General features: G+C 68.9%; 21 protein-coding genes and 3 pseudogenes. 14 read left to right on the top strand and 10 right to left on the bottom strand.

The window, feature by feature from the left end; all coding sequences use genetic code 11:
- Positions 1 to 280 precede the first annotated feature (280 nt).
- The 3 genes and pseudogenes from P3T35_RS36330 (at position 281) to P3T35_RS36320 (ending at position 3,973) form a co-directional block, all read left to right on the top strand.
- Positions 281 to 1,797: pseudogene (locus P3T35_RS36330) on the top strand (Mu transposase C-terminal domain-containing protein).
- 32 nt (positions 1,798 to 1,829) lie between these two features.
- Positions 1,830 to 2,843 (top strand): annotated as a pseudogene (locus P3T35_RS36325) (ATP-binding protein).
- The gene (locus tag P3T35_RS36320; RefSeq protein ID WP_143676668.1) at positions 2,840 to 3,973 is read left to right on the top strand and encodes a hypothetical protein; all 1,134 of its coding nucleotides are present in this window, start codon (positions 2,840 to 2,842) and stop codon (positions 3,971 to 3,973) included. Before P3T35_RS36325 ends, P3T35_RS36320 begins: the two are co-directional and overlap by 4 nt.
- Before the next feature lie 29 nt (positions 3,974 to 4,002).
- Here the strand turns inward: P3T35_RS36320 and P3T35_RS36315 are convergent, their stop codons facing one another.
- Positions 4,003 to 4,437, bottom strand: a complete 435-nt coding sequence (locus P3T35_RS36315) for an Imm63 family immunity protein (protein WP_101378247.1) — start codon at positions 4,435 to 4,437, stop codon at positions 4,003 to 4,005.
- A gap of 573 nt (positions 4,438 to 5,010) precedes the next feature.
- Between P3T35_RS36315 and P3T35_RS36310 the strand changes: the two genes are divergently transcribed.
- Complete coding sequence (locus P3T35_RS36310) at positions 5,011 to 6,189, top strand: hypothetical protein (RefSeq protein WP_101378245.1); 1,179 nt, start codon at positions 5,011 to 5,013, stop codon at positions 6,187 to 6,189.
- Between the two features lie 142 nt (positions 6,190 to 6,331).
- On the opposite strand, the gene P3T35_RS36305 is transcribed toward P3T35_RS36310, so the two are convergent.
- Positions 6,332 to 7,243 (bottom strand): DUF2599 domain-containing protein, encoded by a 912-nt coding sequence (locus P3T35_RS36305; RefSeq protein WP_143676667.1) that lies wholly within the window; start codon positions 7,241 to 7,243, stop codon positions 6,332 to 6,334.
- A 606-nt stretch (positions 7,244 to 7,849) separates the two neighbouring features.
- Here P3T35_RS36305 and P3T35_RS36300 point away from each other — a divergent pair.
- A complete protein-coding gene (locus tag P3T35_RS36300) occupies positions 7,850 to 8,044 on the top strand; it encodes a hypothetical protein (RefSeq protein WP_101378243.1) in 195 nt (64 codons plus the stop codon).
- Positions 8,045 to 8,124: 80 nt separating this feature from the next.
- On the opposite strand, the gene P3T35_RS36295 is transcribed toward P3T35_RS36300, so the two are convergent.
- Together P3T35_RS36295 and P3T35_RS36290 are read right to left on the bottom strand one after the other, a co-directional pair.
- Positions 8,125 to 8,361 carry a hypothetical protein gene (locus tag P3T35_RS36295; protein ID WP_280709300.1) on the bottom strand — a complete coding sequence of 79 codons (237 nt, stop codon included), beginning with the start codon at positions 8,359 to 8,361 and terminating at the stop codon, positions 8,125 to 8,127.
- Positions 8,362 to 8,526: 165 nt separating this feature from the next.
- Positions 8,527 to 9,255 carry a class I SAM-dependent methyltransferase gene (locus P3T35_RS36290; protein ID WP_101378242.1) on the bottom strand — a complete coding sequence of 243 codons (729 nt, stop codon included), beginning with the start codon at positions 9,253 to 9,255 and terminating at the stop codon, positions 8,527 to 8,529.
- Between the two features lie 526 nt (positions 9,256 to 9,781).
- On the opposite strand from P3T35_RS36290, the gene P3T35_RS36285 reads away from it, so the two are divergent.
- The 9 genes from P3T35_RS36285 to P3T35_RS36245 all read left to right on the top strand — a co-directional run bounded on the left by P3T35_RS36285 (position 9,782) and on the right by P3T35_RS36245 (position 19,211).
- Entirely contained in the window at positions 9,782 to 10,162 is a 381-nt protein-coding gene (locus P3T35_RS36285; protein WP_143676666.1) for a hypothetical protein, read from the top strand.
- A 423-nt stretch (positions 10,163 to 10,585) separates the two neighbouring features.
- On the top strand, positions 10,586 to 11,884 hold the full coding sequence (locus tag P3T35_RS36280) for an ATP-binding protein (RefSeq protein ID WP_280709298.1): 1,299 nt from the start codon (positions 10,586 to 10,588) through the stop codon (positions 11,882 to 11,884).
- Positions 11,885 to 12,145: 261 nt separating this feature from the next.
- Positions 12,146 to 12,628, top strand: a complete 483-nt coding sequence (locus P3T35_RS36275) for a hypothetical protein (RefSeq protein WP_101378239.1) — start codon at positions 12,146 to 12,148, stop codon at positions 12,626 to 12,628.
- A 1,611-nt stretch (positions 12,629 to 14,239) separates the two neighbouring features.
- On the top strand, positions 14,240 to 15,256 hold the full coding sequence (locus tag P3T35_RS36270) for a helix-turn-helix transcriptional regulator (protein WP_143676665.1): 1,017 nt from the start codon (positions 14,240 to 14,242) through the stop codon (positions 15,254 to 15,256).
- A gap of 668 nt (positions 15,257 to 15,924) precedes the next feature.
- Complete coding sequence (locus P3T35_RS36265; RefSeq protein ID WP_101378236.1) at positions 15,925 to 16,509, top strand: hypothetical protein; 585 nt, start codon at positions 15,925 to 15,927, stop codon at positions 16,507 to 16,509.
- Positions 16,510 to 16,602: 93 nt separating this feature from the next.
- Positions 16,603 to 17,118 (top strand): hypothetical protein, encoded by a 516-nt coding sequence (locus P3T35_RS36260; RefSeq protein WP_101378235.1) that lies wholly within the window; start codon positions 16,603 to 16,605, stop codon positions 17,116 to 17,118.
- 128 nt (positions 17,119 to 17,246) lie between these two features.
- Entirely contained in the window at positions 17,247 to 17,933 is a 687-nt protein-coding gene (locus P3T35_RS36255; protein WP_101378234.1) for a DUF402 domain-containing protein, read from the top strand.
- A complete protein-coding gene (locus tag P3T35_RS36250) occupies positions 17,930 to 18,448 on the top strand; it encodes an NUDIX domain-containing protein (RefSeq protein WP_101378233.1) in 519 nt (172 codons plus the stop codon). Before P3T35_RS36255 ends, P3T35_RS36250 begins: the two co-directional genes overlap by 4 nt.
- A 217-nt stretch (positions 18,449 to 18,665) precedes the next feature.
- Positions 18,666 to 19,211, top strand: coding sequence for an SMI1/KNR4 family protein (locus P3T35_RS36245; protein ID WP_101378232.1), 546 nt, complete (start codon positions 18,666 to 18,668; stop codon positions 19,209 to 19,211).
- Positions 19,212 to 19,467: 256 nt separating this feature from the next.
- Here the strand turns inward: P3T35_RS36245 and P3T35_RS36240 are convergent, their stop codons facing one another.
- The 6 genes and pseudogenes from P3T35_RS36240 to P3T35_RS36215 all read right to left on the bottom strand — a co-directional run bounded on the left by P3T35_RS36240 (position 19,468) and on the right by P3T35_RS36215 (position 24,843).
- Complete coding sequence (locus tag P3T35_RS36240) at positions 19,468 to 20,328, bottom strand: oxidoreductase (protein WP_101378231.1); 861 nt, start codon at positions 20,326 to 20,328, stop codon at positions 19,468 to 19,470.
- A complete protein-coding gene (locus P3T35_RS36235) occupies positions 20,315 to 21,172 on the bottom strand; it encodes a helix-turn-helix transcriptional regulator (protein WP_101378230.1) in 858 nt (285 codons plus the stop codon). Before P3T35_RS36235 ends, P3T35_RS36240 begins: the two co-directional genes overlap by 14 nt.
- 333 nt (positions 21,173 to 21,505) lie before the next feature.
- Positions 21,506 to 21,754, bottom strand: a pseudogene (locus P3T35_RS36230) (ATP-binding protein); the annotation flags it as partial.
- Between the two features lie 7 nt (positions 21,755 to 21,761).
- Positions 21,762 to 22,301, bottom strand: coding sequence for a hypothetical protein (locus P3T35_RS36225; protein WP_101378229.1), 540 nt, complete (start codon positions 22,299 to 22,301; stop codon positions 21,762 to 21,764).
- A gap of 846 nt (positions 22,302 to 23,147) precedes the next feature.
- Positions 23,148 to 24,395 carry a cytochrome P450 gene (locus P3T35_RS36220; RefSeq protein WP_101378228.1) on the bottom strand — a complete coding sequence of 416 codons (1,248 nt, stop codon included), beginning with the start codon at positions 24,393 to 24,395 and terminating at the stop codon, positions 23,148 to 23,150.
- Between the two features lie 217 nt (positions 24,396 to 24,612).
- Complete coding sequence (locus tag P3T35_RS36215) at positions 24,613 to 24,843, bottom strand: hypothetical protein (protein ID WP_143676664.1); 231 nt, start codon at positions 24,841 to 24,843, stop codon at positions 24,613 to 24,615.
- Positions 24,844 to 25,086: the final 243 nt, after the last annotated feature.

The raw sequence follows: 25,086 nt of genomic DNA, 5'->3' as shown, positions 1-25,086 counted from the left end.
GTGGGAGGGGCACATTCTCGAAGTGCTGCACGGCCTGCCGTTGGACGCTTCCGAAGGAGCGGTGCCGCGGCCGGAGTTCGATCCGCGACGGACATCGCTGGCCGAGCGTGAGCGAGCCAAGGCGACCGAGGTGACGGCGGCCGGACACCCGGTGACAGCCAGCGGGATCAAGCAGCGGCGCCAGCGCTATCAGCGTGACGGACTGGTCGGACTGGCCGACGGCCGGTCCGCCAAACAGATGCCGCCTTTCGGCATGGTCGATGCGGCGGTGGTGGAGGCGATGCGGCAGGCGATCGGCGAGGCAGCCGAGGACTCGTCGAAGACGATCGGGTTCATCGTCTGGCGGGCCAAGGAGATCCTGGCCGGCCAGGAGAAGGCCGCCGATGTCGAGGTTCCTTCCCGGGCTACCCTCTACCGGCTCTACGGCAAGCTGGCGACCGGCACACATGCGACGGGCTCGGCCCGCACGCGCCGGTCGGTCAACGCACGGCCGCCCGGCCCGTTCGGGGAAGTGCCGGCCAGCGCGCCAGGCGAGCTCATGCAGATCGACTCGACCCCGCTGGACGTGCTGGTGCGGCTGGACGACGGCATCGCGGAGAAGGTCGAGCTGACCGCTATGGTCGACATCGCGACCAGGTCAATCACCGCGGCGGTGCTGCGGCCGACGACGAAGTCTGCCGACGCCTCCGCGCTGCTGGCCCGCAGTGTCACCCCGGAGGTGATGCGACCGGGCTGGTCGGAAGCCCTGCTGATGTCCCGTTCGGTGCTGCCGCACCGGCGGCTGCTGAGCTTGGACGAGCGTCTGGAGCACGCGGCAGCACGGCCGGTGATCGTTCCGGAGACGATCGTCTGCGACCACGGCAAGGTGTTCATCTCGAACAACTTCCTGGCGTCCTGTCGGTATTTGGGCATCAACCTGCAGCCAGCCCACAAGGCGACCCCGACGGACAAGGGCACGATCGAGAAGACCCTGGGCTCGGTGGCCACGCTGTTCGCTCAGTTCGTCGCGGGTTACACCGGTTCGACTGCGGACCGGCCGGGCCGGAAGCTGGAGGACGGGCCGCTGTGGTCGCTGCCCGAGTTGCAGAGTCTTCTTGATGAGTGGATTGTCGCGGTCTGGCAAACCAGGCCGCATGACGGGCTGCGTGATCCGCAGGCACCGAGGCGGGCGTTCTCGCCGAACGAGAAATACGCCACGCTGGTGGAGTCCTGCGGCTACGTCCCGGTCCCGCTGAACGGCGAGGACTTCATCGAGCTGTGCTGCCCGAGCGCTGGCAGGCGATCAACGCCTACGGCATCCGGATCAATCACCGCACCTACGACGACGTCGAGTTGGGTCCACTGCGTCGCCAGCATTCCGGGGTGGCGGAGAAGAAGGGTCTGTGGGAGATCCACTACGACCCCTACGACATCTCGCGGATCTGGGTACGCGACCGCCACTGCGATCGGTGGATCACCGTGTTCCGGAAGCACCTTCGCCGCGTCGGCGTCCCGTTCGGGGAGCTGGCCTGGGATCACGCTTGCGAGCAGTTCCCAGGCGGCACCGAGGAGCAGATCGCGGACGCCGCCGCTGCCCTGCTGCGGCGGGCCCACGCGGGCCCCGCGCTGGAGAAGGGCCCTGCGGGCAAGCGTTCCCGCCGCGTCGCCGCCCGGACCCGGGCCACCACCCCCGACCGACCGGTCCCGGCCCCGCCCGCCGTCGAGCCCACACCTGCCGAAGAGCCGGACACCGAGCTGGCCAAGGTCATCCCGCTGGGTCTGTTCGACCCGCTCGCCAACCCCTGGAGGCGTCCGTGACCGTCCCTGAACCGGCAGGACGCCGAACCGTCCTGCACGAGGCCGATGCCGCGGCCAACCGACAGCTCACTACCCTGGACGGATGGCGGACGTTCGCCGCCGGCCCGCCCGAACGCCCGGTCCTGCTGTCTTCCGACGAACTGCGGCGGCTGTCCCCGACAGAGCGGGCCCTCTACGACGAGGACCGGCTCGACCATCACGCGCGGATGCTCGTGGTCGCCACCTCGTTCGTCGAGAAAACAGTGGTCTGCGGCCGTCGGCTGGTCCTGCTCAACCGGCACGCGATCAGCGCCCGCCGTGGCCTGATGGTCTCCGGCCTGCCGGGCACGGGCAAGACCAGCGCCATCACCCAGCTCGGGCTCGCCCACGAACTCCTCGACCGGGCCCGTCACCCGAACGTCGCCGGCCGCATCCCGGTGCTCTACATTTACCGCCCCGCCGGCCGCGACCGCCCGCATGGTTGCCGCCGAGTTCGCGCGCTTCCTGGGCCTGCCGGTCCGTCCCCGGTCGAACATGACGGACATCATCGAGGCCGTGGTCGGCGTCTGCACGGACTCCTGCACCGGCCTGGTGCTGGCCGACGAGATTCACAACGTCTCGCAGGTCACGCGGGCTGGCGGTGAGGTCTCCGACATCCTGAAGTACTTCTCCGCGCGCATCCCCGCGACGTTCGTCTATGCGGGCATCGGCCTGGAGAGCAGCGAACTCCTCACCGGCACCCGGGGCGCCCAGATCGCGGGCCGCTTCACCCTCGTCCCCACCCGCCCGTTCCCCTACGGCGACGAGTGGAAGGGCCTGGTCGCGACGATGGAACAGACCTTGCTCCTGCACAACCACCCGCAGGGCAGCCTGGTCAAGCTCGATCGCTACCTCCACAACCGGGCCGACGGCATGATCGGAGGTTGTCCCACGCCATCCGGGGCGCCGCGATCGACGCGATCCTAGGCGGGACCGAACGCGTGACCAAAGAAGCACTCGACGAGATCCCCCTGGACCACGCCGCGGAGACCGTGAGAAAGCCGGTGAAGAAGGCGGCCACCCGGTGACCGAGACGCTGCCCGAACAGCTGGCCCGACTTCCCGTCCAGGTCTCACTGCGACTGGGCGAGGGAACCGACTCCTTCATCCGCCGACTGGCTCAAGCCAACCATCTCAAGCCCAGCTACCTGCGCGGATGCCTCGTCGGCCCACCCGACTACGGGCGCGGGAAACGACCACGCGCTGACCGGCTCGCCGCAGTTACCGGCCGTCAGCAGGACGTCCTGGAACGAGTGCTGGCCGATCTGGTGCGACAGAAACGTGCGAGGCCGGCCCCGGGCAAGCCCAAGCGACGTGTCACAACCAGCGCGGACAAGCCCGCGCTCTTCGCGGCGATCCGTCGGGACGTCCAGGCAGGAGAGCAGTCCGTCGGGAAGTTGGCGGCGAAGCATCACGTGAGCCGATACATGGTTCGCCAGGCCCTCGCCTCACCAACTCCTCCGCCGCGCAAGGAACGCGCGGCCATCCAGGGCCGGGCCAAAGGACGCGTGGGTCCTGCCATCGATGTCATCCTCGACGAGTACGCCACCACGCATGCCGGCCAACTTCCCACGATCGGGCTGGTCTGGGAGAGGCTGCTGGACGAACACGACGCCAGCGTGTCCTACGGCACCGTTCACCGCTACATGTCTACTCATCCGCTCAGGAACCCGGACACATTGACCAGGCGCCCCGAACGCAGCGCGGGAAACTACCTCGCCGCCACCCAGCAGACCTTCCACACGAACGTACTTCAGCACTACCAGGCGCTGCTGACCGCGGTTCGTCGCGAGCCCGCCCGGCACGGCCTCGACGGCTCCTTCTCCTTGATGACCGCCTATCTTCTCGGCCTGGACGCCGGAAGCTCCTGGAGCATGCTCACCGGGTTCCAGGAATGGCTCGTGGTCCGTCTCGGGCAAGGCCACGATCTGACCTGGCCCCTCCTCGTCCGACACCTCGCTCCAGGAGGTTGGACTCACCCGCTCAATAGACAGGCCGACGCCGCAGCTGTGATTACGCTCTACCGACTCCTCCGCGACTTCTTCACGATCCGAGAGCGGCCGGACGGCCTCGCAAGGATCTTCCTGGACTACCAGTCCTGGATGGTCACCCAGGACTGGTATCAACTCGAAGCAGCAGAGCCTGCCCAGAGCAACTGACAAGGCCCGGTCGGTGACCAGTGTGACTCTCAACTGAGGGGGTGGGCGTCCACGTCCGCCAGTCGAACTCCCGGGCATTGGGCGGGGATGCCTGCCCGGAACTGCTCGGCCCACTCGGTGTTGAGATGATGCAGCAGTTCAATCTGCTTGGCGAGCCAGCCGATCCGCGTGTCCCGGCTGGCGGGGAACCGGCCCCGCTGCCCCAGCTCCCAGCGCACAGCCATGGAGAAGGTGGCATCGAGGGCGACCCAGTGCAGGAGCTCGTTGAGGTTATCGGTGGTGCGGCGCTGAAGTTCCTGGCCACGCTCCACCACGACCCAGTGGAGGATCCCGCCATGGACCTCGACAAAGGGGCAGGCGCCGTCTTGGGGACTGAACGCGACAAGGTCGTTCCTGCTCACGCTGCCGAGCTTGGCGGCCATGTCGCCTACGGCGGCCTGCACATCCCCAAGAGTTATCGTCATAGAGACGATTATTGCACGGCCTGCTTCTGCGGGTCCGGCGCGATGGCCCGCAGGTCGGCTGGAGTCAACCTGTCGAATCTGGCCTGGCAACCTCGCATGCAGGAGATCATCGACCCTCAGCCGTCTCACTCAATCCAGTCCACACAGGTCAACGCGCTCCGGCCGACTAACTTCGTTGAGACAGGTCAGAGGGTGTCGTGTGGGGTGGTGTCGCGGTCTGTGACGTGGGTGGATGCCCGGTTTCCCCTGTGTGCCGTGGGGGGCGACAGCATCCGCGACAGCCGCGGCCCGGCCCACCGTCCGGCGGGGGCTGTCCAGTGACACCGAACCCTGACCGGCTGACACCGAACATTGACCGACGCCGGTTTGTGACAGCGAAGTTTGATCGCCGCACGTCAGAGCGTTGGCTGGCCGCCGGCGAAATCCTTTGGTGGCCAGGCGAGGAGCGCGGGATGCTCTCTGCTGATGAGCGACTTCACCCATGCCGACCCGTCCACCCTCCATGGGTAGCTCCAACGCGGCCGCGGCCTTGGGGCCACCCGTGCGCTGAGCGACCCCGGCGCCGCCGACCTCGTGTACGCGTGCGCCGTCACCGACAGCCGCTGGGACCGGCAAACCGACCACCGCTCCGCCTACCTCGCCCGGCTGATCCACCGACTGGACCTGTCGCTGGAACCGATAGAACGGCACCTCTTCGCCTACGACGGGGACGACGCCGACCGGATCGAACCGACCCTCCAGATCCTCACGCTGCTGCCGCTGCTCGGCCGGTTCGATGCGGTGCCGGTCTTGCGCCGCTACGCCGTCCAAGGGCGGCACTGGGCCGCCGCACTGGAGACGATCGCGTACAGCCGGGCTTGGGACGACTTCCCGGAGCTCAGGACCGGACTCGACGCGGACGTCCTCGCCCATCGTGACGATGCCGAACTGGCCGCCGCTGTGGACGGGGAGTCGGAGCCGTGGACTTCCTGGGCGCGCACCCGGCCACGAGTCCGGCGCCTCTTCGGCGGCGACGGCGCCGACGGTGCCGCGTCGGTGGCCCACCGTCCCGTCCGACCCGACCTCTCCGGCGCCAGCGCCGCCGATCTGCTCGGGCTGGTCGCCGCGGGCCCCGGACGCGGCAGGCAGCTGGCCCTGCGGGAACTGGGCCGGCGCGGCGACCTGGTCGTACTTGACCTCGCCGAGGACCTCGGACTGCGCAACGCCGCTGGATGGACACCCGCCATCGCCCAGGGCCTGCACGATCTCGGCAACGCCGCCGTCCCCCGGGCCCGCACGTGGACCGGCAGCGGCGACGACACCCTTGAACAGCTCGCTGTCGAAGTTCTCTCCGGGTTCGGCGAGTCCGAGGACGGCCCATACCTGCTGGACGTCCTCACCGCGGCCGCTACCGAGGGCGCCTGGTGCGCAGCCGAGTCACCCGCCCGGGGGCTCGGGCGGCTCGGCGTCGCCAGGGCAACCGACGCGCTGGTAAGTGCCTGGGAGTCGACCGTCCACTCCTACGCCCGAGAGGCGATCCTCGAAGGCCTGCGTGGCTGCGCGCCCGCAGCGATGGCGGACGGCTTTACCGAGGAGGGACTCGACGACTGCGAACCGCGCGTCCAGGAGGCCGTCTGCTCCCACGCTCCTGACACGCCCTCCGCCCGAGCCCGCCTCGTCGCACTCCGCACCGACCCCTTCACGACCAGGCGGCCGGCTCCGTTGACACTCCACCTCGGCAGCGTCCTCAGCAGGCAGCCACCCAGCCTCTGACCTGCGCGGCTAATCTTCGCTGACACAAACCGGCGTCCGTCAGATTTCGCTGTCAATCGGTCAGGGTTTGTTGTCAGAGGACAGGGGCGGTGAGAAGCCCCCCGCCGGACGGTGGCTGGCGAGGGGCTTCGGGAGGCAGGTCCTACGAGTCCGTGTCCCAGTTGCACTTGGAGGCGAGCATCTTCTTGAGCTTCGTGTCAGTGTCCCCGGTGAGCTCAGGGCGCCAGGTTTCCAGGTCCCACGTCGGACCGCCGAGGCGCCCACCGCTGACGAGGTTGGGGTAGGAGAACTCCGCGTGGCACAGCAGCTGTTGGTAGGTCGAGGTCTTCTCGGTCTGCGTGGCGCCGGGGAACATGAGCGTATTGGACCACACCTGCCTCCAGTCGTCAGGCACGTCACTGGCGGCGTCATCGCTGCCTGTGAGGGTCTTGAACGCGGCGGCCGTCGGGGTCACGTGGACGGACGTATAGCGGCTGTTGGTCCATCTCACGTAGACCTCGGTCTTCTGCACCCACTTCGTGTTGGTGATGCCGCCGTAGCCGATACACGCGCTCTGGCAGGCCTCGAAGGCGTCCTTCTGACCACCGCTCCACAAGATGTACTTGCCGGACTGGAAGTCCTGGCGAATGCCGTTGTTGTCATCGACGTTGCCGCCGACGTGTCCGGCGTTGTACTCGTCGCTCGTGGGGTAGCCGTACGACCCCCTCTCGTACCCGTACTGTCCCCACCACCATCCGATGTTGCCGTGTACTGCGTGCGCCCCGGTGTTCGGGCTCCAGTAGATCGAGCCGTTGTCGAAGACCTGACGGCGGCCGACCCCGTCGGGAAGGCCGAGTTCATCGCTGGTGGGACAGCCGAGGGACTGCCGCACACCGGGTGTCTGGGTGTACTCGGTCCAGATGGCGCCATCGACCGAGTGGGAGCCGCAGAAGGTTTCTGCGGACGCGGGGGTGGCCTGGACGCCCACCAGCAGGGAGGCACTGGTCGCACATGCGGCGAGTGTGGCAAGCAGCCGTGTAGCTGTTGGTCCGTTCATAACCAGCAGTATCTGCACACGCCCGGGACAGCCGGGCCACCGACGACACCGACCCCGCTTCCCACATGGCCGGGGTTCCCGTCAGGGGTGCTGCAGCACAAAGGCGGTGGCGTCGTCGCATTCGCTGACCAGAGCCCGCGCGTGCGGCGGCGACCAAGGCTTCGGTGAGGTTCTGCGGGGAGCCCTGGTGGGTCCGGCCTGGCTGCAAGCCCACCCAATGCTTTCACTCGAAGGGTGAATCTGCTGCGAGGGCCCCGACTTGACACTGCTGGTCGGGGCGCGGAGCCGCTGAAAAGTGGCGGCGTGTTGGTGGTGAAGCGCAGCGTCGTTGTCCGGCGAAGTCCTGCTGTCGCCCGTTATCAGCCGAGCGTGGTCCACATCCGTACTCGGCGGGCGGCACGCAGCCGCTCCATCCACGCCGCCGGAGTGGGGCTTTCCGCGGAGACCGCGTGTGGTGCGGCGGGTTCGTCGTAGGTCGGAGAAGGGCCCTCGGAAGGACCTGGCCGACCGGCTTCACGCAAGCAAACAATCGACAAGAACCCCCGTTAGGGTGAACTTGCGACTGCACCGGTCCTGCGAGGGAAGAGGTGTCCCAGATAGTCCCCGTACGGAAGGAGCAAAGCCGTGCCACAGAACGACTTCAACCAGGCATTGTCCGGGACGAGTCAGGAAGAGGACCTCGGATTCCTCACTAGTCCCCCTACTCGGGCTCTCGTGACCGCCGTCGACGGAGCCAAGGAGGGCGATCCCATCACCAGGGAGTTGAAGGTGCTGGCCAAGGAAGCCTTGGTGGTACTCCGGCAGGTGTCCGGAGAGTAGCCCGCACCCGCGTGTGCCCCGACCAGGCGGCCGGGGCACGCCAGCGTTGTCGGCGTAGTCAGCGGGCGTCCGTGTTGTGATCACGCGAGGCCGAGGAGCGCGAGGGGTCGGCGGGCGTCGCGAGCGTTGTGGCGGAGGTCCAGGGCGTCGCCGTCGATGCGGGCGAGCAGTCGGCGGACCGTTGCCTCCGACGGCACCAGCCGCCGAGGCAGCACCGGATCGGCGCGCACGCCGAGCCGTTCCAGCACATGCGGTGGCGCGTCCGCGATCCATTCGCCGACCGCCAGCAGAGAGGTGCCCCGGTCAGCACCGCGCACGCTGTCAGCGGGAGCACGACGGCCGGTTTCAGCGCCTGTGCGGCGGGCAAAGAGGGCCAGGTCCGGTCGTCTCCGCCGACTGCCAGGACGAGCTCGGCCGCTGTGTTCTCCACGAGGACCAGCGGATGTAACTGCGATGAGCGCGCCGGGGGATCTGGCCAGGAATCAGACCCGCCGCATCCGGTAGACGCAGGTCCGGTAGGGCATCTCGACGCTGTCGCGGCCGGCTAGGGCCGGGTCGGTGGCGGCCAACTCGCCGATCTCCCGGTCCAAGCGGGCCTGCTCGGCGGCGTCGGCGGTCAGGTAGGAGGAGCGGGACCGCACCAGGTCGATCAGCCGGTTCGTCGGGACGGTCACGGTGTGCTCGGTCAGGCCACGTTCGGGTTCGGTGAACCACGGTGTCACCGGCCCGTACTGCCAGGCACTTTCCAGGCCGTATCCCTCGTTGCCGACGATGCTGGAAAGCACGGCCACCCATGGGGTCCGATCGTCACGGATGTTCCACATCGCAGCGAAGACGCCGTCCTTGCGCAGCACCCGGTGAATCTGCGGCAGGGCGTCCTGCGGAGTGAACCAGTGGTATGCCTGCCCGACTACGACGGCGCCGACGGACTCGTCCGGCAACGGGATGTCCTCTGCGCTGCCGGCGAGCACCTGCGTGCCTGGGTGGCGTTCGGCGGCCACGACGCGCATCTGCTCGTCGGGCTCGACCGCGATCACCTCGTGGCCGATGGCGCGCAATACACCGGCCAGTAGCCCGGTGCCCGCCCCCAGGTCCAGGACGCGCACCGGCTTGGCGCCGATGGCCCAAGCGACCGCCCGCACCGGGTAGGCGGGCCGGATCGAGTCGTACAGGCGGGCAGCGGTACCGAAGGACAGCGCGGATGTGGACATGCTCGTGTGCGTACCCAGACCCGGTCGGCAATACCCGCGCGGCGCCAGTCAAGCACGCGCCGATGGCTGCGGGCCGCGTGCCTCGCTACCCGAGCGGTTGATGTTGGGGCACCAGCACAACCTGCACCCACCTGGAAGGACCCCTCACCCGACTTTGCCGAAGCCCTGGGCAACCGGCCGTCGAGTGGCATTGCTGACGACTACTACCGCACTGTGTGTCGCAGTCACAGAGAGCCACCGCCGCCGAACAGCTCCTCGCAGACTAACGCTCGAAACAGCGCGCAAACTACAAGTCGAAACCCCAGCTCGAAGACAACGGGCTCGCAAACTACCCATCGGAGTCACAGCCACAACCGCCCATACTGTTTCAGACCGAGCCGGAAAGGCACCCGTGGTGGTCGCAGTGATGGCACCCGCTGTTTCGGATCGGTCCGAAACCCGGGCGTCCATGCGGGTGCCAGCTCCCGCCGCACCGGCCGGGCGTCCCGCAGGTGGAAGCGGGTTGCGTGAGCTGATGGACCGTCGCTTGGCCCAGCAGACTGCGCCCGGCACCGGTCCCGCCGCGCTTACGGCGCCGAAGCGTGTGGAGGTCACCGTCCCGGCCGACCCGAGGCTGCGCCGACTGCCGGACACCGACGTCTCGATCGCCGTGGACCCGCGTGTGTTCGGCGACTGGTGGTCGCTGGCCGGCTGGACCGTCACCCCGAACGCGCTCCTAGTCCTGGGTGAGGGCCACCAGGTCGGCTGGGTCGAGCGCGGCCTGACCGGCCTCGGCGCCCCGGACAAATGGGTGGCGGTGTACGAGAACCACTTCATCGGCGACATCAACACCCAGGAAGCGATACTGCACGACACCGCCGAGCAAGCCGCCTTCACCGTCTACACCGCCTACCTGCAGAACCTCTGACGCGGCGGAGGTTGCCTCTGGGGTTGTGTCTGGAGCCGCGTCTGCGGGTTGCTACTCGGGGTTGCTAGTGGGGCTTGCTACTCGAGGTTGCTCCAGCCTCCGCCTTCGATGCAGCGTTCGTCCTGGTCAGGCCCGATTGTCCATAGGCCGGCGCGCGCCGGCATCTTCTTCCTGGGCCTCCCTGGCCGGAAGAACATCGCTCGCGGCGCACAGCACCTTGTGTGCCCCGGTACTCGCCCCGATCCGGCTCGGCAGCCCCCTCCGACGCGGCCGCGCCGGGCCCCGGATCGGCCCGATCCGACCGGCGCTACCGGCCCGCCGGGGCAGCGCTGCGGCACGCCACGCTGCCGTGGGCCGGATACCAGGTACATAAACCCGCTGACGCCTCCCAGGTCCCGGCATAGCCTGCTCGCGAGTCGGGCCGTGACGGCACGCCAGGTCCGGCTCCACACGGCCAAGGAAGGGAAGCCGGGTATGGCAAACATCGGGCAGAGGGATACGGCCCAACTGGTGGAGACGCTCAGCGAGCGCGCTGCCGTGAACGTCCGGCTGGTCCTGGTCGCGGACGCAGACCAGTGGAGGTTGCACCACGGCGCGGTGAGCCTGGATGAGAACACCGCATTGGTCGAGCGGGCCTGGCGCTACACCACGGCGGCCTTCCTCGAGCTGTTCCTGCCCGGTTCGACGGTCGCGGCGCTACTGCGGGGCGAGACACAGGATGTCCACGGCTTCAAGGTCGTCCCCGGCCCACCGCCTTCCGGCGCTGCCACCCACCGGCTGCGTGGGCAGCAGGAGTGGGACAGGGTGACCACGCGGTGGCCGCGGACCGAGTGGACTATCAGCCGGGACTACAACGCTCCCCAGTTCCGCTACGACGAGGTGTTGGTCGGAGACGGCCCGTCCTTTCTCAACTTCGACCAGGCGCTCAGCGCCTTCCTCTATCAGCGCCCGCACGACAGCAATGCGAACCGCTCTGACCTGTGGCGCATCGTCCTGCCGCAGCGCGCAGGGTGGTTTCCGCAGATCACCATCGGACCGGACCTGCTGACAGCCGTCGTCGACGGCGACGCGCTGGACGGCACAATGCTGGAGCTGAGCTGGCCGGCCGGCAACGAGGTCCAGCGCGTCAACGGCGCCAGCGCCCACAACTTCCCGCTGCCGCACGGCCTCGCGCACGACAGCCTGCTGATACTCCGCCGCGATGACCAGTGGCTGGACTGGCGCGCCTTCCCGGCGCCGATGTACGGCCGCGCCCGCGACGCCTCGGTTGTGTGGGAACAGCCCGGCCCTGAGCTCGACATCCTCCTGGCGGGCGGCGAAGGGCAGCACCTGGAGTGCAAGCGGGAGGTCCCGGAGGGCGAGTCCCGCAAGAAGATGCTCAAGACCATCGCGGCGTTCGCCTCCCTGGACGGCGGCACCATTCTGATCGGCGTTCAGGACGACCTGCAGATTGTGGGCCTGCCCGAAGGCCAGAGCGTCGACAAACAAATCCTCCAGGTCGTGAACATGATCCGGGACAACTTGGAGCCCGTGCCGCCATACACCACCCGGGTGATCGACCACGACGGGAAGAAGGTCCTGGCGATCGAGGTAGCCGGCGGCGGGCAGATGTACGCCTACCGCAACGGCCAGCGCTCGGAGTTCTACCTCCGCGTCGGACCGAACACCCCGCCAGCACGCCACCACGAGATCGCCGCCGGATTCCGCCAGACCCGGCAGTGACGTTCTGAGGATCCCAGCCACACCAACCGGTGCGACGCGTGTGTGGGGCTGCGCACAGACGTCTGGCAGCGGTTCGGTGACCCCCGTGCGATCGGCTCGCATCTCGGCGCCGTGGCCGTCGCCCCGTCGGCTCCAGCCAGGTCGACGCCCTGGCGATGCTGTTCCTGACCCGACAACAGGCCTGGTCGACCGTCTGGTTGTCAGCTTGTCAGGGCTGATCGGTACGGTCGGCGCCTTCGTGCATGTAGTAGGGGAGGGCACATGAACATCAGCATGGTGCGCGCGGCGCTCGGACCGGAGAGCCCGGACAAGGTGACCGGGTCGGGCATTTACGTCTGGGTGGATGCGGGCGTGCCTGAGCAGCCGGTTCTGTACATCGGGAAGTCGGGCACTGTGGCCAGGCGGACGAGCAACGAGAGCACATGGACCGAGCAGTTCCGAGACGCACGTCGCCGCGGAAACACGTTGTGGTACTCAGCTGGCTGCGGGCTCTCGCCAGTCCTAGCGGCCGCCGTGGACCCGCAGGTGTTCATGTGGGCCCTCGGGAAGGACGACGCGGCAGCCACCGAGACGGCGTTGATCCGCTTGGCCGCGATGACCGGCGGCACACCGCCCGCCCAGGGAGGGGGCTGGGACTGGGGCCGTGGAGACCAGGCGGTGAACCCGAATCCGGTGCACCTACTACTGAACCGCTGGTTCGAGGACGACCACATGGTGCGTCGGACCGCAGAATCCAGCACGTGATGCGCTACCGCCTTGCTGACCCGCCCACGGCTCCGGGTGGGCCAGCAAGGCGATGTCAGCGACCCCGGGGACGTGCGCTCAGGTTGTCGGCGAAGGTGGCAAATGACGACACCCCGGACCAGGCGCCGACGGGGCCCACCAGTTGCTGCGCGGCGGGGCCTCGGTCGGGTGGATCAACCCGCTGCCCGAAGGGTCGTGGGGCCTTGCCGGCTGGATCGCGGTGCTGCACCTGGACGGTCGCCGGGCCATGGTCGTGACCGACGACCTCGGCCGGCCCCGGACGCACCGCGAGCCCGGCGAGGCGCTGGACGCGCTTCACCGCGCCCACGTCGAGAACCTGGCGCCGACCGCGCCGCGCTTGGCCTTCAAACGCCCGACCGGCTCGAGCATGCCCAGCGCGCGGCCTCGGTGTACCGACTCGTTCCCTTGCGCTCGGCGACGGCCTGGTCTACCTCACCTGGCCCGCCAACCCGGGCATCCAGGAACTGCAGCGTGGCGGCCGCCCGGTCGGCTGGATCGAGCTGTACGACGTCGAGCGCGGCACCTGGATCGCCCTGATCGACAGCAGCATCGTCTCCAACGCGGCCAGCGGCGAGCCGCTGCGCTGTGCGAGTGCCGGCGAAGCGCTCGCCCTGCTGCGCTTGGCGATCGGGCAGCGCCTCGTCCGCTGGTAGGGCCGCCGTGTCCGCGCCCCGCCGGCTCGTTGGTTGGGCCGTGATTACGCCCCCGATGGTCGGCGGGAGCAGAGCCGGCACCCTGGGCAGGGGGCAGTTCCTAGGCCCATAGCAGAGCGCGGGGCCCGGTGGCGGGGTTTCCGGCTGAAACGTAAATGTTCTGACGGCTCATGGGAGCGAACGCTGTGCCGGGAGCCTGCGGCTTTCGTCAGGATGCCCACTTTGTCCGTCCGGCGGGCGTGGTTGCGCTGCCGAGCGTGTGTTTAGGGTCGCAGTCAGTGTGCAGGGCGGCCGTCTGGGTGGGGATCCTGCCGACGCCCCGCACACCGTCACTGACGAACCCGAGACCGAGGAGCACGCATGTTCGCTCTCCGCAGGCCCCGTACGGGAAGGCACCGCCGTGTGGCGGGCACCCGCATCGACGACGGTAGCAAGCCGCGTCCCGGCACCGCCGTCGCCACCGCAGCCGTGAACCGGGTGGGAAATTCCGAGTTCGGGTGGGTGCCGCCGCGCTGTGCCTGCCGCCTTTCGGTGCCCGCACCGCGCATTTCGCACCGCTCCAGTGTGATGGCGGCCGCCGCGATCCTGGGGGCATTGGTGTTCGTGGCCGCTGGCCAGCGCCGATACCGCAGGCACTGAGCCGGTGCCGGGGGCGTCGGCTGACAGCGCCCCCGGCACCGCTTGGCCGCCGCCTGCCGGACGCGGTCCGCACCTGCCGCGTCCGGCGCCCCGAACCGCCGTCATCTGTCCACTCCACCACGCCCGGAGTCCCTCGATGCTCCCTTCGACCTGCCCACGCTGCGGCACCCGCCGGGGCCCTGGCACCCCCAGCACGTCCTGCTGCCAGCCCGCCCCTGGTACCCGCCCCGCCAGCCTGGCTGGGCGCGCCTCCGAGGCCTTGGCCCCGGACCAGGCCCTTATCGCGATCGCCCGTGACATGCGGGAGGACCTGGCGCACCTGATCCGCCTACTCAGCGCGCCGACCCCCACTCAGGACGGCCAGGCGCAAGAGTTGCTGCGGACCGCGATGCGGATCGAGGCCAGGGCTCCGGCGCTGATGGCCGGCACCGTCGGGCACGCCCGTCGACGCCGCATCACCTGGTCCGGTATCGGCACGGTGCTCGGCATCGTTGAGCACACCGCTCGCCGCCGCTACCGGCCCGAGTACATCGAGCGCCGCGTGCGCACCTTCACCCGGGCCGGGGCGTCCCGCGAGCGGAACGAACGCATCGACCCGCCCGGGCAACTGTTCGCCGCCCCGGGCTTGCTCAGCCCGCACCCGGTCGGCACACGCCTCCAAGACCCGTCGACAGCACCAGCACTACCGTCACCACCGCTACCTGCCGCCGCCTCACGCCCAGCGCTGAACCGACTGGCCACGGAGCTGTCGATGATGGTGCGCGCCACCGGGATCAGCCAGTGCCAGGTCGCCAGCCTCGCCGGCATCTCCGCCTCCTACCTGTGCAAGGTCCTCCAGGGCAGAGCACTGCCCACGTGGGAGACCACAGCCTCCATCGTCCGGGCATGCGATGCGGACCCCGCCTTGGTGCGCGTGCTGTGGGAGCGCGAGCGGCTGCGTGAATACGACCGCGGCCCCGCTCCCGCTTCGCCAGGCCCCGGCAACGACCTGAAGGCGGGCGACGCATTGCGGGCGCTGCGGGCCGGTATCGCGACACTGCACCTGAGGGCGTGCCACCCCAGTGCCGAGCAGATCGCGGTGTTGGCCTACGGGCGTCTCACCCCCGAGGAGGTCATCGCGATTTCCCGTGACGAGTGTCCCGACTGGGAGCAGCTCACCCATTTGATCAGCGCGCTCGGCGGCGACAGCGCGTTCTTCCGCCCGCTGTGGGAGGCGGCCACCCGAGCACACCCGCCCTCATACCGCCATGTGGCCAGCCGCAGGGCAGCGCCGCTGCCTTTCAATGGGTCGCCCGCCGTCGATGCGGTGGCGTAGTCCAAGGTTCGCGCCGGATGGTCGCCGACCCCAGTCCGGACGGGTGGCGGCGGGTGTTGCCGGTCCTGGTCCAGAGAGCACAATCACCCTGACGGCCTGGTTGTCTGCCTGAACCGGCACGAGCCCGCAAGTCCGGCCTGGGCCCGCGGGACCACCGGCGGTGCAAGGAGCGGGCCGGCTCCCGTGCGGGTGTGTGGTGGAGGACGGCGAGGAATCCGGCGAAGCGCTGCGCCGGGAACTGCGCGAGGAGAGCTCGGCCTCGACCTGGCGGTGCTGCCCGCGCCGCCGGTGCTGCGCTACCTCCAGACCCGGCGCTCGGGCGAAGACGAGCCGTTCCGGTGTCGGCCTTGGTCTTCATCACCCACCTGCCCGACGAGCGCAGTCGCCCGCACCGAGCAGTGGACCGCGACCTGGCGGCCCAGCCAACTCGTTTATGTGATGCGCGTCACTGTACATTGCTCCTGATGACAGTCTGCTCACATGAGTGCTGCCGGTTTGCTGTCGGCAAGTGCGAATAGTCAACTGCCGGTGATTACGGAAGCGTGCAGTCCATATCTCTGCCCTTTAATCGATGGTGATCTGCCGATTTCTTTGCGTACCCTTGCATCGGTTCGCGGATGGACCGCGTATATCGATCCGGGGGGATCATGAACAGGAAAATCGGAACAATGGCCTTGGCCAGCCTGCTGGTGGGGGTCATGGCAGGAATTGCGGCACCCGCCAGCGCCAAGACGCCCGCCCATTCGACCCGCTCGGCACAGCGAATGGATCTCACGGAGGTCTCTGCGACCTCGATTGGCCCGGTGGTGTCGGGAGCCGCCGAGGTTTCGCTGTCCGACGGCCAGACGATCTCGGTCCCCGAGGCTGCCCTGAAGTACATCAAGGTGCGTCCGCAGACCGGGGCCGCTCCTCGAAATACGGTGTGGGGCAACTGCGGCAGTTCCTGGGTCTATGAGAGCGGGAATGAGCAGAGCCGGGGAATCTGGCTGGAGGCCGGTTTCTCCATCACCATCGGCAGTCCGATCGTGGAGTTTATCTGGAGCGTCCAGCTGACCGACGGTGGGGGTGCGAGCTACAAGAACTTCCATGGAACTTCGCCAACGTCCAGTTACTGGAATAACGAACAGTACGTCTACGGTCTCACTCCTGGTCCCGCGTCGGCCCAGGTGACCGCCGGCAGTTTGGTCGCCCTGGCGAATGGCGACGTCTGCACGAATAACACTCCGTCGGACAACACGGTGATCAACCCATAGCATCCGGTTCATTCGACACCGAGCTTGGTGCCCGGCCGGAATCAATTCCGACCGGGCGCGCCCCATTGAAAAGAATATGATAGGAGCAGGGTCGTGATTTTCGGCAACGACGCAGGTCACCCAATTCTCCGCACCCGGGAGGCGCTCACATCTTTCGCCGGGCGCATCGCAGTTACCGGAACGGTCCCCGCTGGTGCGACCCCGAAATATGGATTCCAGGGCGTCGATGATGTGATCACGTCAGTAGACGTGATCTACCATTCTGAGCCGTCGGGCCAGCAGTTGCTGATCCGGACCACCGGGCGTTCGTCCTCTATCAGGACCCGAATCTGGTCGATCGAAAGCCCGGCCACCATCATGACTAATTACATCATCAATCGGGAGCGTGGAAATATCTCCGACCAGATGCGAGAGCACATCTCGACATTGGAAGTCCGCGACTGTCTCGTGTCGCTGGACGGAGTCCAAACTCCCGCCAAGCGGATCGACGCGTATGGATACTCTGCGTTTCAGGCCGAGTGGGGTGAACAGAGCGTGCTGTGTGTGGGCGCAACCCCGACTGTGGACCAGTTGACGCTTTGTATGGCAGAAGTGGTCGATCTCCCGTAGTGACCGGTTGGGTGTCGGCTGAGGAAGCCACCGCCGATTCCCCGCGGCCCCACTTCCTCACGGCAGACTCCGCCGCTAGCCCAGCTACCTTCGGACTTCCCGGCCCTGAGGCCGGGAAGACTACCGCCGTGACTGACACCAACTTGTTTCAGCCTGGCGTCACCGCGATCCGCCGCGATGTCCACGCCGACCGGGTGTGGACCGCGATGCCGCAACGGGTGATCGACGACACCGGCCACGTGGTGACCCTGGCCTACTGGCCGGGGATCGAAAGCCTGGCCCCGACGACATGGATCACCTCCACGCGCACCGGTGACGACGCCACCCGCCAGCAGGGCCTGGCAGACCTGGCGGCCGGCACCTGGACCCTGGACCACTACCGCTGGACCGGCACCGCACTGCTCTCGTACTTCCTCGCCGGCGAGTGGTTCTCCGTGCACTGCTTCCAGGACGCCAGCACCCACGAGCCCCTGCGCTGGTACGTCAACTTCGAGCACCCCTACCGGCGCCGCCCCGGCCTCGGCGTCGACACCATGGACCTCGCCCTCGACCTGGTCATCACCCCCGACCTGTCGGGCCACCACTGGAAGGACACCGAGGAGTACGCCCAGCTGCGCCGCCTCGGCGTGGTCGACGACTACGTGGGCCGCCAGGTCGAGCAGGCCCGAGGCCGGGCGATCAGTATGCTGGACGACCGCACCCGGGCCGTTCGCCGACGGCTGGCCGACCTGGGCACCGGATCCTTCCTGGCCGCTGCCGACACTGCCGCCCGGCGCCGACGAAGCGGCCACGGCAGCGACCCGTACCGGCCATGACGAGCAGCGACACGGGAAGCGGGCCGGTCCGCGTGCGGGCGTGCGCGGTCCTGCTCTACGACGGCCGCCTCTGCCTGATCCGCCGCCAGCGCCCGGCCGGAGTACAGCTCTCCCTCCCCGGCGGCGTGGTCGAGGACGGCGAGGACGCCACTGAGGCGCTGCGCCGGGAGCTGCTCGAAGAACTCCGCCTCGACCTGGCCGTGCTGCCCGACCCGCCGGTGCTCCGCTTCGTCCAGGACCAGAGCACCCCGCGGCCAGACGAGGACGAGCCGTTTCGGCGCCGGCGCCTGGTCTTCACCGCCCACCTGCACGAGGACCTGGTGGCCGCCGTCGCCCAGGCCGAGCAGGACGACCCCGACCAGGCGCCGGTGGTGTGGCTGCCGATGGCCGACGCGGCCGGCCTCCACCTGTACCCGGCCATCGGCGCCGTCCTCGGCCAGGCCGCCCGGACCGACACCGCCACCGGCCCGCTGCTGCTCCCGGCGATGACCGGCGCGTCCTACCAGTGGCGCTGACGGCCCGCGCGCACGTCTGTGACTGTGCTTCGTATTTGGCCAAAGTTTTCAGGGCAGTTGGCCAGGCTGTACGCCGGCCTGGAACCGCGTGACGTTCAGCAGGAAGTGGCGCCTGGTCCGGGCTGCTGTTGCGCTGGCGAAGCCGCGGGGAGTGCGCGCGGCTCCGGGCAGTACGGTGACTGATCGAACCGCACCACCCCATGGAGGAGACACCGTCATGGTCCACACGGCCATCACGCGCCTTACGGCCCTGCTCGGAGAGCTGAGCACCCCGGGCGACACCGTGGACTGGGACGGGCTGGCACAGACCACAGGCCTGCGCCTACCCGCCGACTGCCGGGACTTCGTCACGCTCTACGGCGGCGGCGAGCTGGACGAGTACCTCGGCGTCAGCACGCCGCCGGTAGCTGGCTCCCCGTACGGCGACCTCGTCGACGGACTGGACTTCGACCCGAGGGAGGAGCCGGTGCCCCCTGCTGGGACCGCCTCAGAGGACATGGAGGAGAGGAGGCTTCTCCCCTTCGCGAGGAGCGCCACTGGCGAGGTGGCCTTCTGGCTCTGCGACGCCCGGGACCCGGACAGCTGGGACGTCGTCGTATTCAAGCGCCAGCCCCTGTATGGGGAGGAACGCTGGATCCGCTTCGAGGCAGGCTTCGGCGACTTCCTCCTCGGCACGCTCGGCGGCACACTGCCGAACCCGTTCAGCGCCAAAGACTTCGCCGAGCCCCCGCACGCCTACCGCAACTGGCGGCAGCCGCTGTGACTCACACGGTGTTCACGTACAGCTGCCGGTGGCCTGGTCACAGACGACGGATGCCGCGCTGACATGACAGTTGGCCTGCTGAGTTGTCCCGTCGCAGTGCAGTTGTCCGTGGATCTTGCCGTGGGCTGCAGGCTTGCCAGGTTGGTTGAGAACCGTTCGTCCCGGCGTTCTCAATAGAGCTGGCTTCTGCAGAATGTCGCGTTCAACGGTGTGGCAGGGCGGAGAGCTGGCACCTGGGATCGGTGATGCACGCCGTTCAGCTTGCGACCTGCTTCGAGGGGAAGTCGGTGCTGAGAGTGACCTCCCGCCAGCCGTCGAAAGTGGTTTTGAGGGAGTCGAGCTTGGCGGTGGCGATGTCGTATGCGGCCTTTCCCAGCAGCAGGCGCAACGGTGGCTGTTCGGCCGTGATGGCGTCGATGATGGCTTGGGCGGCGCGTGCTGGGTCCCCGGGCTGGTGGCCGTAGGTGGCCAGGGTGCTGGCGCGCCGGGTGCCCGCGGTGGGGGCGTAGTCGTCGATGGTGGTGGCGGACTGGCGCATGGAGGGCCCGGGCCAATTGGTGCGGAATGCGGCGGGTTCGACGATCGTCACCTTGATGCCCAGGGGGGCGACTTCGGCGGCGAGTGACTCGGAAAGGCCTTCCACGGCGAACTTGGTGGCGTGGTAGTAGCCGGTGGCGCCGAAGCTGAGCAGGCCGCCGAGTGAGGAGATGTTCACGATGTGGCCGGCGCGGCGGGCGCGCATGCCCGGCAGGACGGCCTTGGAGGTGTTGGCCAAGCCGAAGACGTTGGTGTCGAACAGGGCGCGGATCTCGTCGTCCTCGCCCTCTTCGACGGCGGCGAGGTAGCCGTAGCCGGCGTTGTTGACCAGGACGTCGATCTTTCCGAAGGCGGTCTGTGCCTGGGTGACCGCCGTCGCGATCTGCCGGGAGTCGGTGACGTCCAGGGGCAGTGGGAGGGCGCGTTCGTCGTGCCCGCGGATCACGTCGGCGACCGTGCGGGGGTCTCGGGCGGTGACCACTGCCCGCCATCCGCGCTCCAGCACGGCGGTGGCCAGTGCCCGGCCCAGGCCGGAGGAGCAGCCGGTGATGAACCAGACCGGCAAGTCAGGGGAGCTCATGCGGAGTGTGCCCTTCGGTTGGAGTGTCGTGGAGATCGGTGAGGGTGAAGCTGCCGAGCAGGGCCAGTGACTGCTCGGCAGCGGTGCCGGGTTCGGCTCGGTAGACGACGAGGTGCTGACCGGGGGCGCTGTTGACGGAGAAGGTCTCGAAGCCCAGGGTGAGGTCGCCGACCAGCCGATGGTGGAAGCGTTTCGTCGAGGCCGTTTTGGCTCGTACCTCGTGGCGCGCCCACATGCGTGCGAAGTCGGGGCTGCGCACGGACAGTTCGCCTACCAGCTCCTGCAGCCGCCGATCGTCCGAAGCGGGATTGGCGGCTCGCAGCGCGGCCACGCACCCCTGCGCGATGACGGCCCAGTCGCGGTAGAAGTCCCGGGCGGCCGGGTTGAGGAACATCGCTGTGATCAGACCGGAATCGCTGCCAAGCCACGAGAAGAGAGCCTCGCCGAGGGAGTTGACGGCTAGCAGGTCGAGGTACCGGCCGTAGACCAGAGCCGGTGTGTCCGCCCACATGTCCAGCAAGGCCACCAGCTGCGGGCCCGCGTACTCCCGGACGGGCTCGGAGCGCCAGGGTTGCGGCGGATCGACCAGCGCGCGCAGGTAGGCGGCTTCCTCGTCCTTCAACAGCAGGGCGCCCGCCAGAGCCCGCAGGACCTGGGGCGAGGGATTGCGTTCGCGTCCCTGTTCCAACCGCACGTAGTAGTCGGTGCTCACCCCGGCGAGGACCGCGATCTCCTCGCGTCGCAGACCGGGAGTACGGCGCGCCCCCGCGGGCATCTCGTGGTCCTCGGGACGCACCAGTGCGCGCCGGGCCCGTAGGAACTCACTCAGCCGGTTCGTGTGCATGGCCACCAACGTAGGGGCAAGCGGCACAACGAAGGTGGCCCTGCCACACCCACCCGGTCGGCCCAATCAACAGCTACCGGAGGCCGAGCCAGGTACGACAGAACCGACCCGACGTACGGGGTAGCCGTCGCCGCTCAGGCCGCGACGCAATGAGAATCCGCCAGCACGAACGAGAAGCAGTGAGAATCCGACAGGCACAGTGCGACAGGACATGAGTCACACCAGACTGGCCAAACAAGCCAGGAAAGGTTGGCCAACTACGAAGCAAAGTCACAACGTCGCAGTCGGCCCGGCGGAAGATTGTCGGCGCCGGGTGAAAAAGCTGGTTCTGGATCACTTGATCCAGAACCGAATTTCAGCCGTTGCCGACAAGGAGTCGGTGCCGGTCTCGATGATGGTGGCGTTGAAGGTGAGGCGGTCGATGACGGCCGCGCAGAGGTGGGGGTCGGTGAAGGTCTTGCCCCAGCCGAACGACTTGTTGGAGGCGGTGGTGACGCTGTTCTTTTCCTCGCGTTCGGCCGGCGCCTGGGAGAGCGGTCCGGCGTCGTGGCGGTGGAGTCTCATGGAGCCGGGTTCGTCGATGTGCTCGTCAGTCCTGGGGAGCGTCGGGCTCCTGGTCCGGGCCTTGCGCGCGTAGCCGCCGCACGTGCTCCAGTGAGTCGCGCAACTCTCCTAGCCAGTCCTGTGAGTGGCGTTGTACCAGTTTGACGCACCAGCCGAGTGCGTCGCTGCGGCTGCGGGCGACGCCGGCCTCCACCAGGGTGTCGAGTACCTGCCGTTCGGGCTGGCGCAGTCGGGTCATCACCGGTGCTGCGACGGTGGTGAACAGTGCCCTGGCGCCGTCGCATTCGGCGCCCCAGGAGACTTTGCGTCCGAATCGGTGTTCGGCCTCGCGTGCGACGGTCATCCGTTCGCTCCTGGTGCGTTCGCGGAATTCGGCGAGTCGTCCTTCCACGGCTGCCGCCCGCTCTGCCCGGGATGCCTCGGCACTGATTTCCGGGGCCGGGATTCGGCCGATGACGGTGATCTCCTCGCGGTCCACGGCGACCTCGACCAGCTCGGTGTAGAGCCCGTCGGGGAGCCGGCCGGTGAACCAGCCGCGCAGTGCTTCCTGCTCTGATGTAATCATGTAATCAACATTACGCCGTGCCTGAGTGATGGCAAGGTGGAGCGCGCAGGCGTTCGCCCTGCGGGCGCCCCGCCCCGCGCCGGCAGTGCCAGGCCGTTCTCCGCACCACCAGACCCGGCTCGGCCGGCAGTGCCGGGCTTCGGCCAGGTCGGCCATCCTGTAGGAGTCGTGCGCCGAGCTGAGCCGGTGCGGCTTGCCCGGTGACGGCGAGGCCTTCGGGTAGTCCCTGGCCGCCGTCCTCGACGCCCTTCCCGATCGGCGACCTTGCCACGGTCGCCGAGGCGATCACCGGCTACCGCCGCCACCTGGCCCTGTGCACCGTCGAGCACGCGATGGTCTTCCTGGCCGCACCCGTCGGCGGCCGGCGGTGGGCCCCGGCCGCCGGAGTCTTCGTTCGGATGCGTGCCGCCGGCGGTGACCGGTGGCAGACCAACCCGAACAGCGGTGGCCGGGTTCGCTGCGCGTCTCCACTTCGATGCGGCCGAGCAGGCCCTGGCCGCGCTGCACCCCGGCGAACCGGACGCGGTCGAGTGGTTCGTCGAACGTCCCGCCCTGTACGGGAGTCCCGGTGGTCGGGCCTGTCGGCTCTGAGGCCCACGACACTGCTCACCGGGCACCCCGGGCCGCTGCCCGCCCGGGGCGCCCGGATGGGGTCTACGCCCGTGCTGACGTGCCGGGGCTCGATCGGCGGCCAGGCGGGCTCGAAGCTGGAGCTGGGGGGGTGTCCATTCACCTCCACCCACGCTCGCGAGTACATGTACCAGTACGAGCGCAGCGGCCGCCACGCCTCCGGCCCCTTGTCGCCCTTCGACTGGTTGCTGACCGCCGTGAAGCAGGCTGGAGGTGTCAGAACCGGACCGGCAGTGCCAGCAGCCCCCGGGCGCGCATCGACGGGCGGTGCCGGATCGGGCCGGCCGCCTCGTCGAGGGTCAGGGCCGGGAAGTGGGAGAGCAGCGCGGACAGGGCGATCTCGGTCTCCAACCGGGCCAGCGGGGCGCCCAGGCAGTAGTGGATGCCGTGGCCGAGAGCCAGGTGCGCGGTGTCGCGACGGGTCAGGTCGAGCCGGTCGGGGTCGGTGAACTGGGCCGGGTCGCGGTTGGCGGAGGCGAGTGCGAGCAGCACGGTCTCGCCCGCCGGTACTCGCACGCCGCCGATCTCGACGTCCTCGCGCGGGAACCTGCGGATGGCCAGCGGGGCGGGTCCGTCGAACCGGGCGAACTCCTCCACCGCTGGGCCGATCAGCGCTGGGTTGGCACGCAACTCGGCCAGCTGCTCGGGGCGTTGGAGCAGGGCGAGGACGGCGTTCGCGATCAGGTGCACGGTGTTCTCGTAGCCGGCGAAGAGGATCAGGAACGCGAGCGAGGTCAGCTCGTCCTCGCTGAGGCGGTCGCCATCCGTGGCGGCGCTGGTGCTGGTTCCGGTCTCTGTGTCGCGGACCGTGATCAGGGCGGAGAGAAGGTCGTCGCCGGGATCGGCCCGCTTGCGGGCGATCAGCGCGGTGAGGAACCGCAGCAGTGCCACCACGGCCGCCTTGGCGTCCTGCGGCCGCTCCGGGTCGGGGGCGACCAGGGCGTCGGTCCAGCTCCGGAAGTCGGGGCGGTCGTCGACGGGGACACCGAGCAGATCGCAGATCACCGTGATGGGCAGCGGTGCGGCGTAGCCGGCGAGCAGGTCGGCCCGGCCGAGCAGTTCGATCTCGGTCAGCAGCTGGTCGGCGATCCGCTCGATGGACGGACGCAGCAGCTCGACCCGCCGGGGAGTGAACGCCCGCGAGACCAGGCGACGGATCCGGGTGTGGTCGGGCTGGTCCATGTTGAGCAGATTGGCATCGAGCGCGGGCGGCAGCGAGAAGCCCCGGTAGTTGCCGGGCAGGGCGTGGCGCCGGTCGAGGGCGAGCCGGGGATCGGCGAGCGCCTCTCGGACGTCGACGTAGCGGGTGACCAGCCAGACCGGCAGGCCGTCCGGTCCGGCGATCCGGTGCACGGGGCCCGCCTCGCGCAGCGCCGCGAAGCCGGCGTGCGGGTCGCTGCGCAGCAGCGCGGCGGCCTGCTCGACCGGGGAGGCGACAGCTGAGGCCAAGTCAGGAGTGGACATCCCGCCAGCCTATGTCCCGCCGTCATCGGCGAGCCGACCCGGCCTGGGGCCGCCCCCCGCTGCGCTCCCAGGCCCAGGATCTCAGCGGGCTGCGCGACCCCTGCGGAATCGCCGCCGAGCTGCAGCGCATCTCCCGTGACCTGGCCACCGACCCAGCGGGTGCCATCGGCAGCGCCAAGCAAACCCGCCAGGCCGGTCCGGCCGGGGAGAGCATCGGTCAGCGGCGGGGTGTCCGGCCGGGTGGGGCGATGCGCGCCTTCGCGGCCACCAGATCGAGGTCCTCGTCGATCCCGACCGCCAGCAGCAGGTCCTGCTGATCGGCTACCTGCGCGCCCCGCCCGCCCATCCAGTCTCCCGGACCATCACCGAGAACAGCCGCTCCGCCGACGGCCGGTCGGCGCGGTGAACCGGCGGCCGGCATGCCGGGCAGCCCCACCTCCGTGCTCACCACCGCCCTCACCCCGCTGCTCCTGGCCCTGGCCGCCTCCGTCGTCGGCCCAGGGCCCTGCGCTGAGTCCCCTGTCCACGTGGCACGACCGGCAAGGTCGCTCGTCCGTGTTGTTTCGTGACGACTGGCTTGTTCGTGGCCGATGGTGTGAGCTTGCTCCGCTTTGACGGACACCGTTGGTGCGGTGGTCAGGCCGCCAGCACGGTCTCGTACTCGGCAGGACTGCGGTAACCGAGGCTGCTG

It is taken from the genome of Kitasatospora sp. GP30 (assembly GCF_029892145.1).
GTDB classification, from domain to species: domain Bacteria; phylum Actinomycetota; class Actinomycetes; order Streptomycetales; family Streptomycetaceae; genus Kitasatospora; species Kitasatospora acidiphila.
The sequence above is the reverse complement of the archived record's forward strand: the minus strand, read 5'-3'. Positions and strand labels throughout refer to the sequence as shown.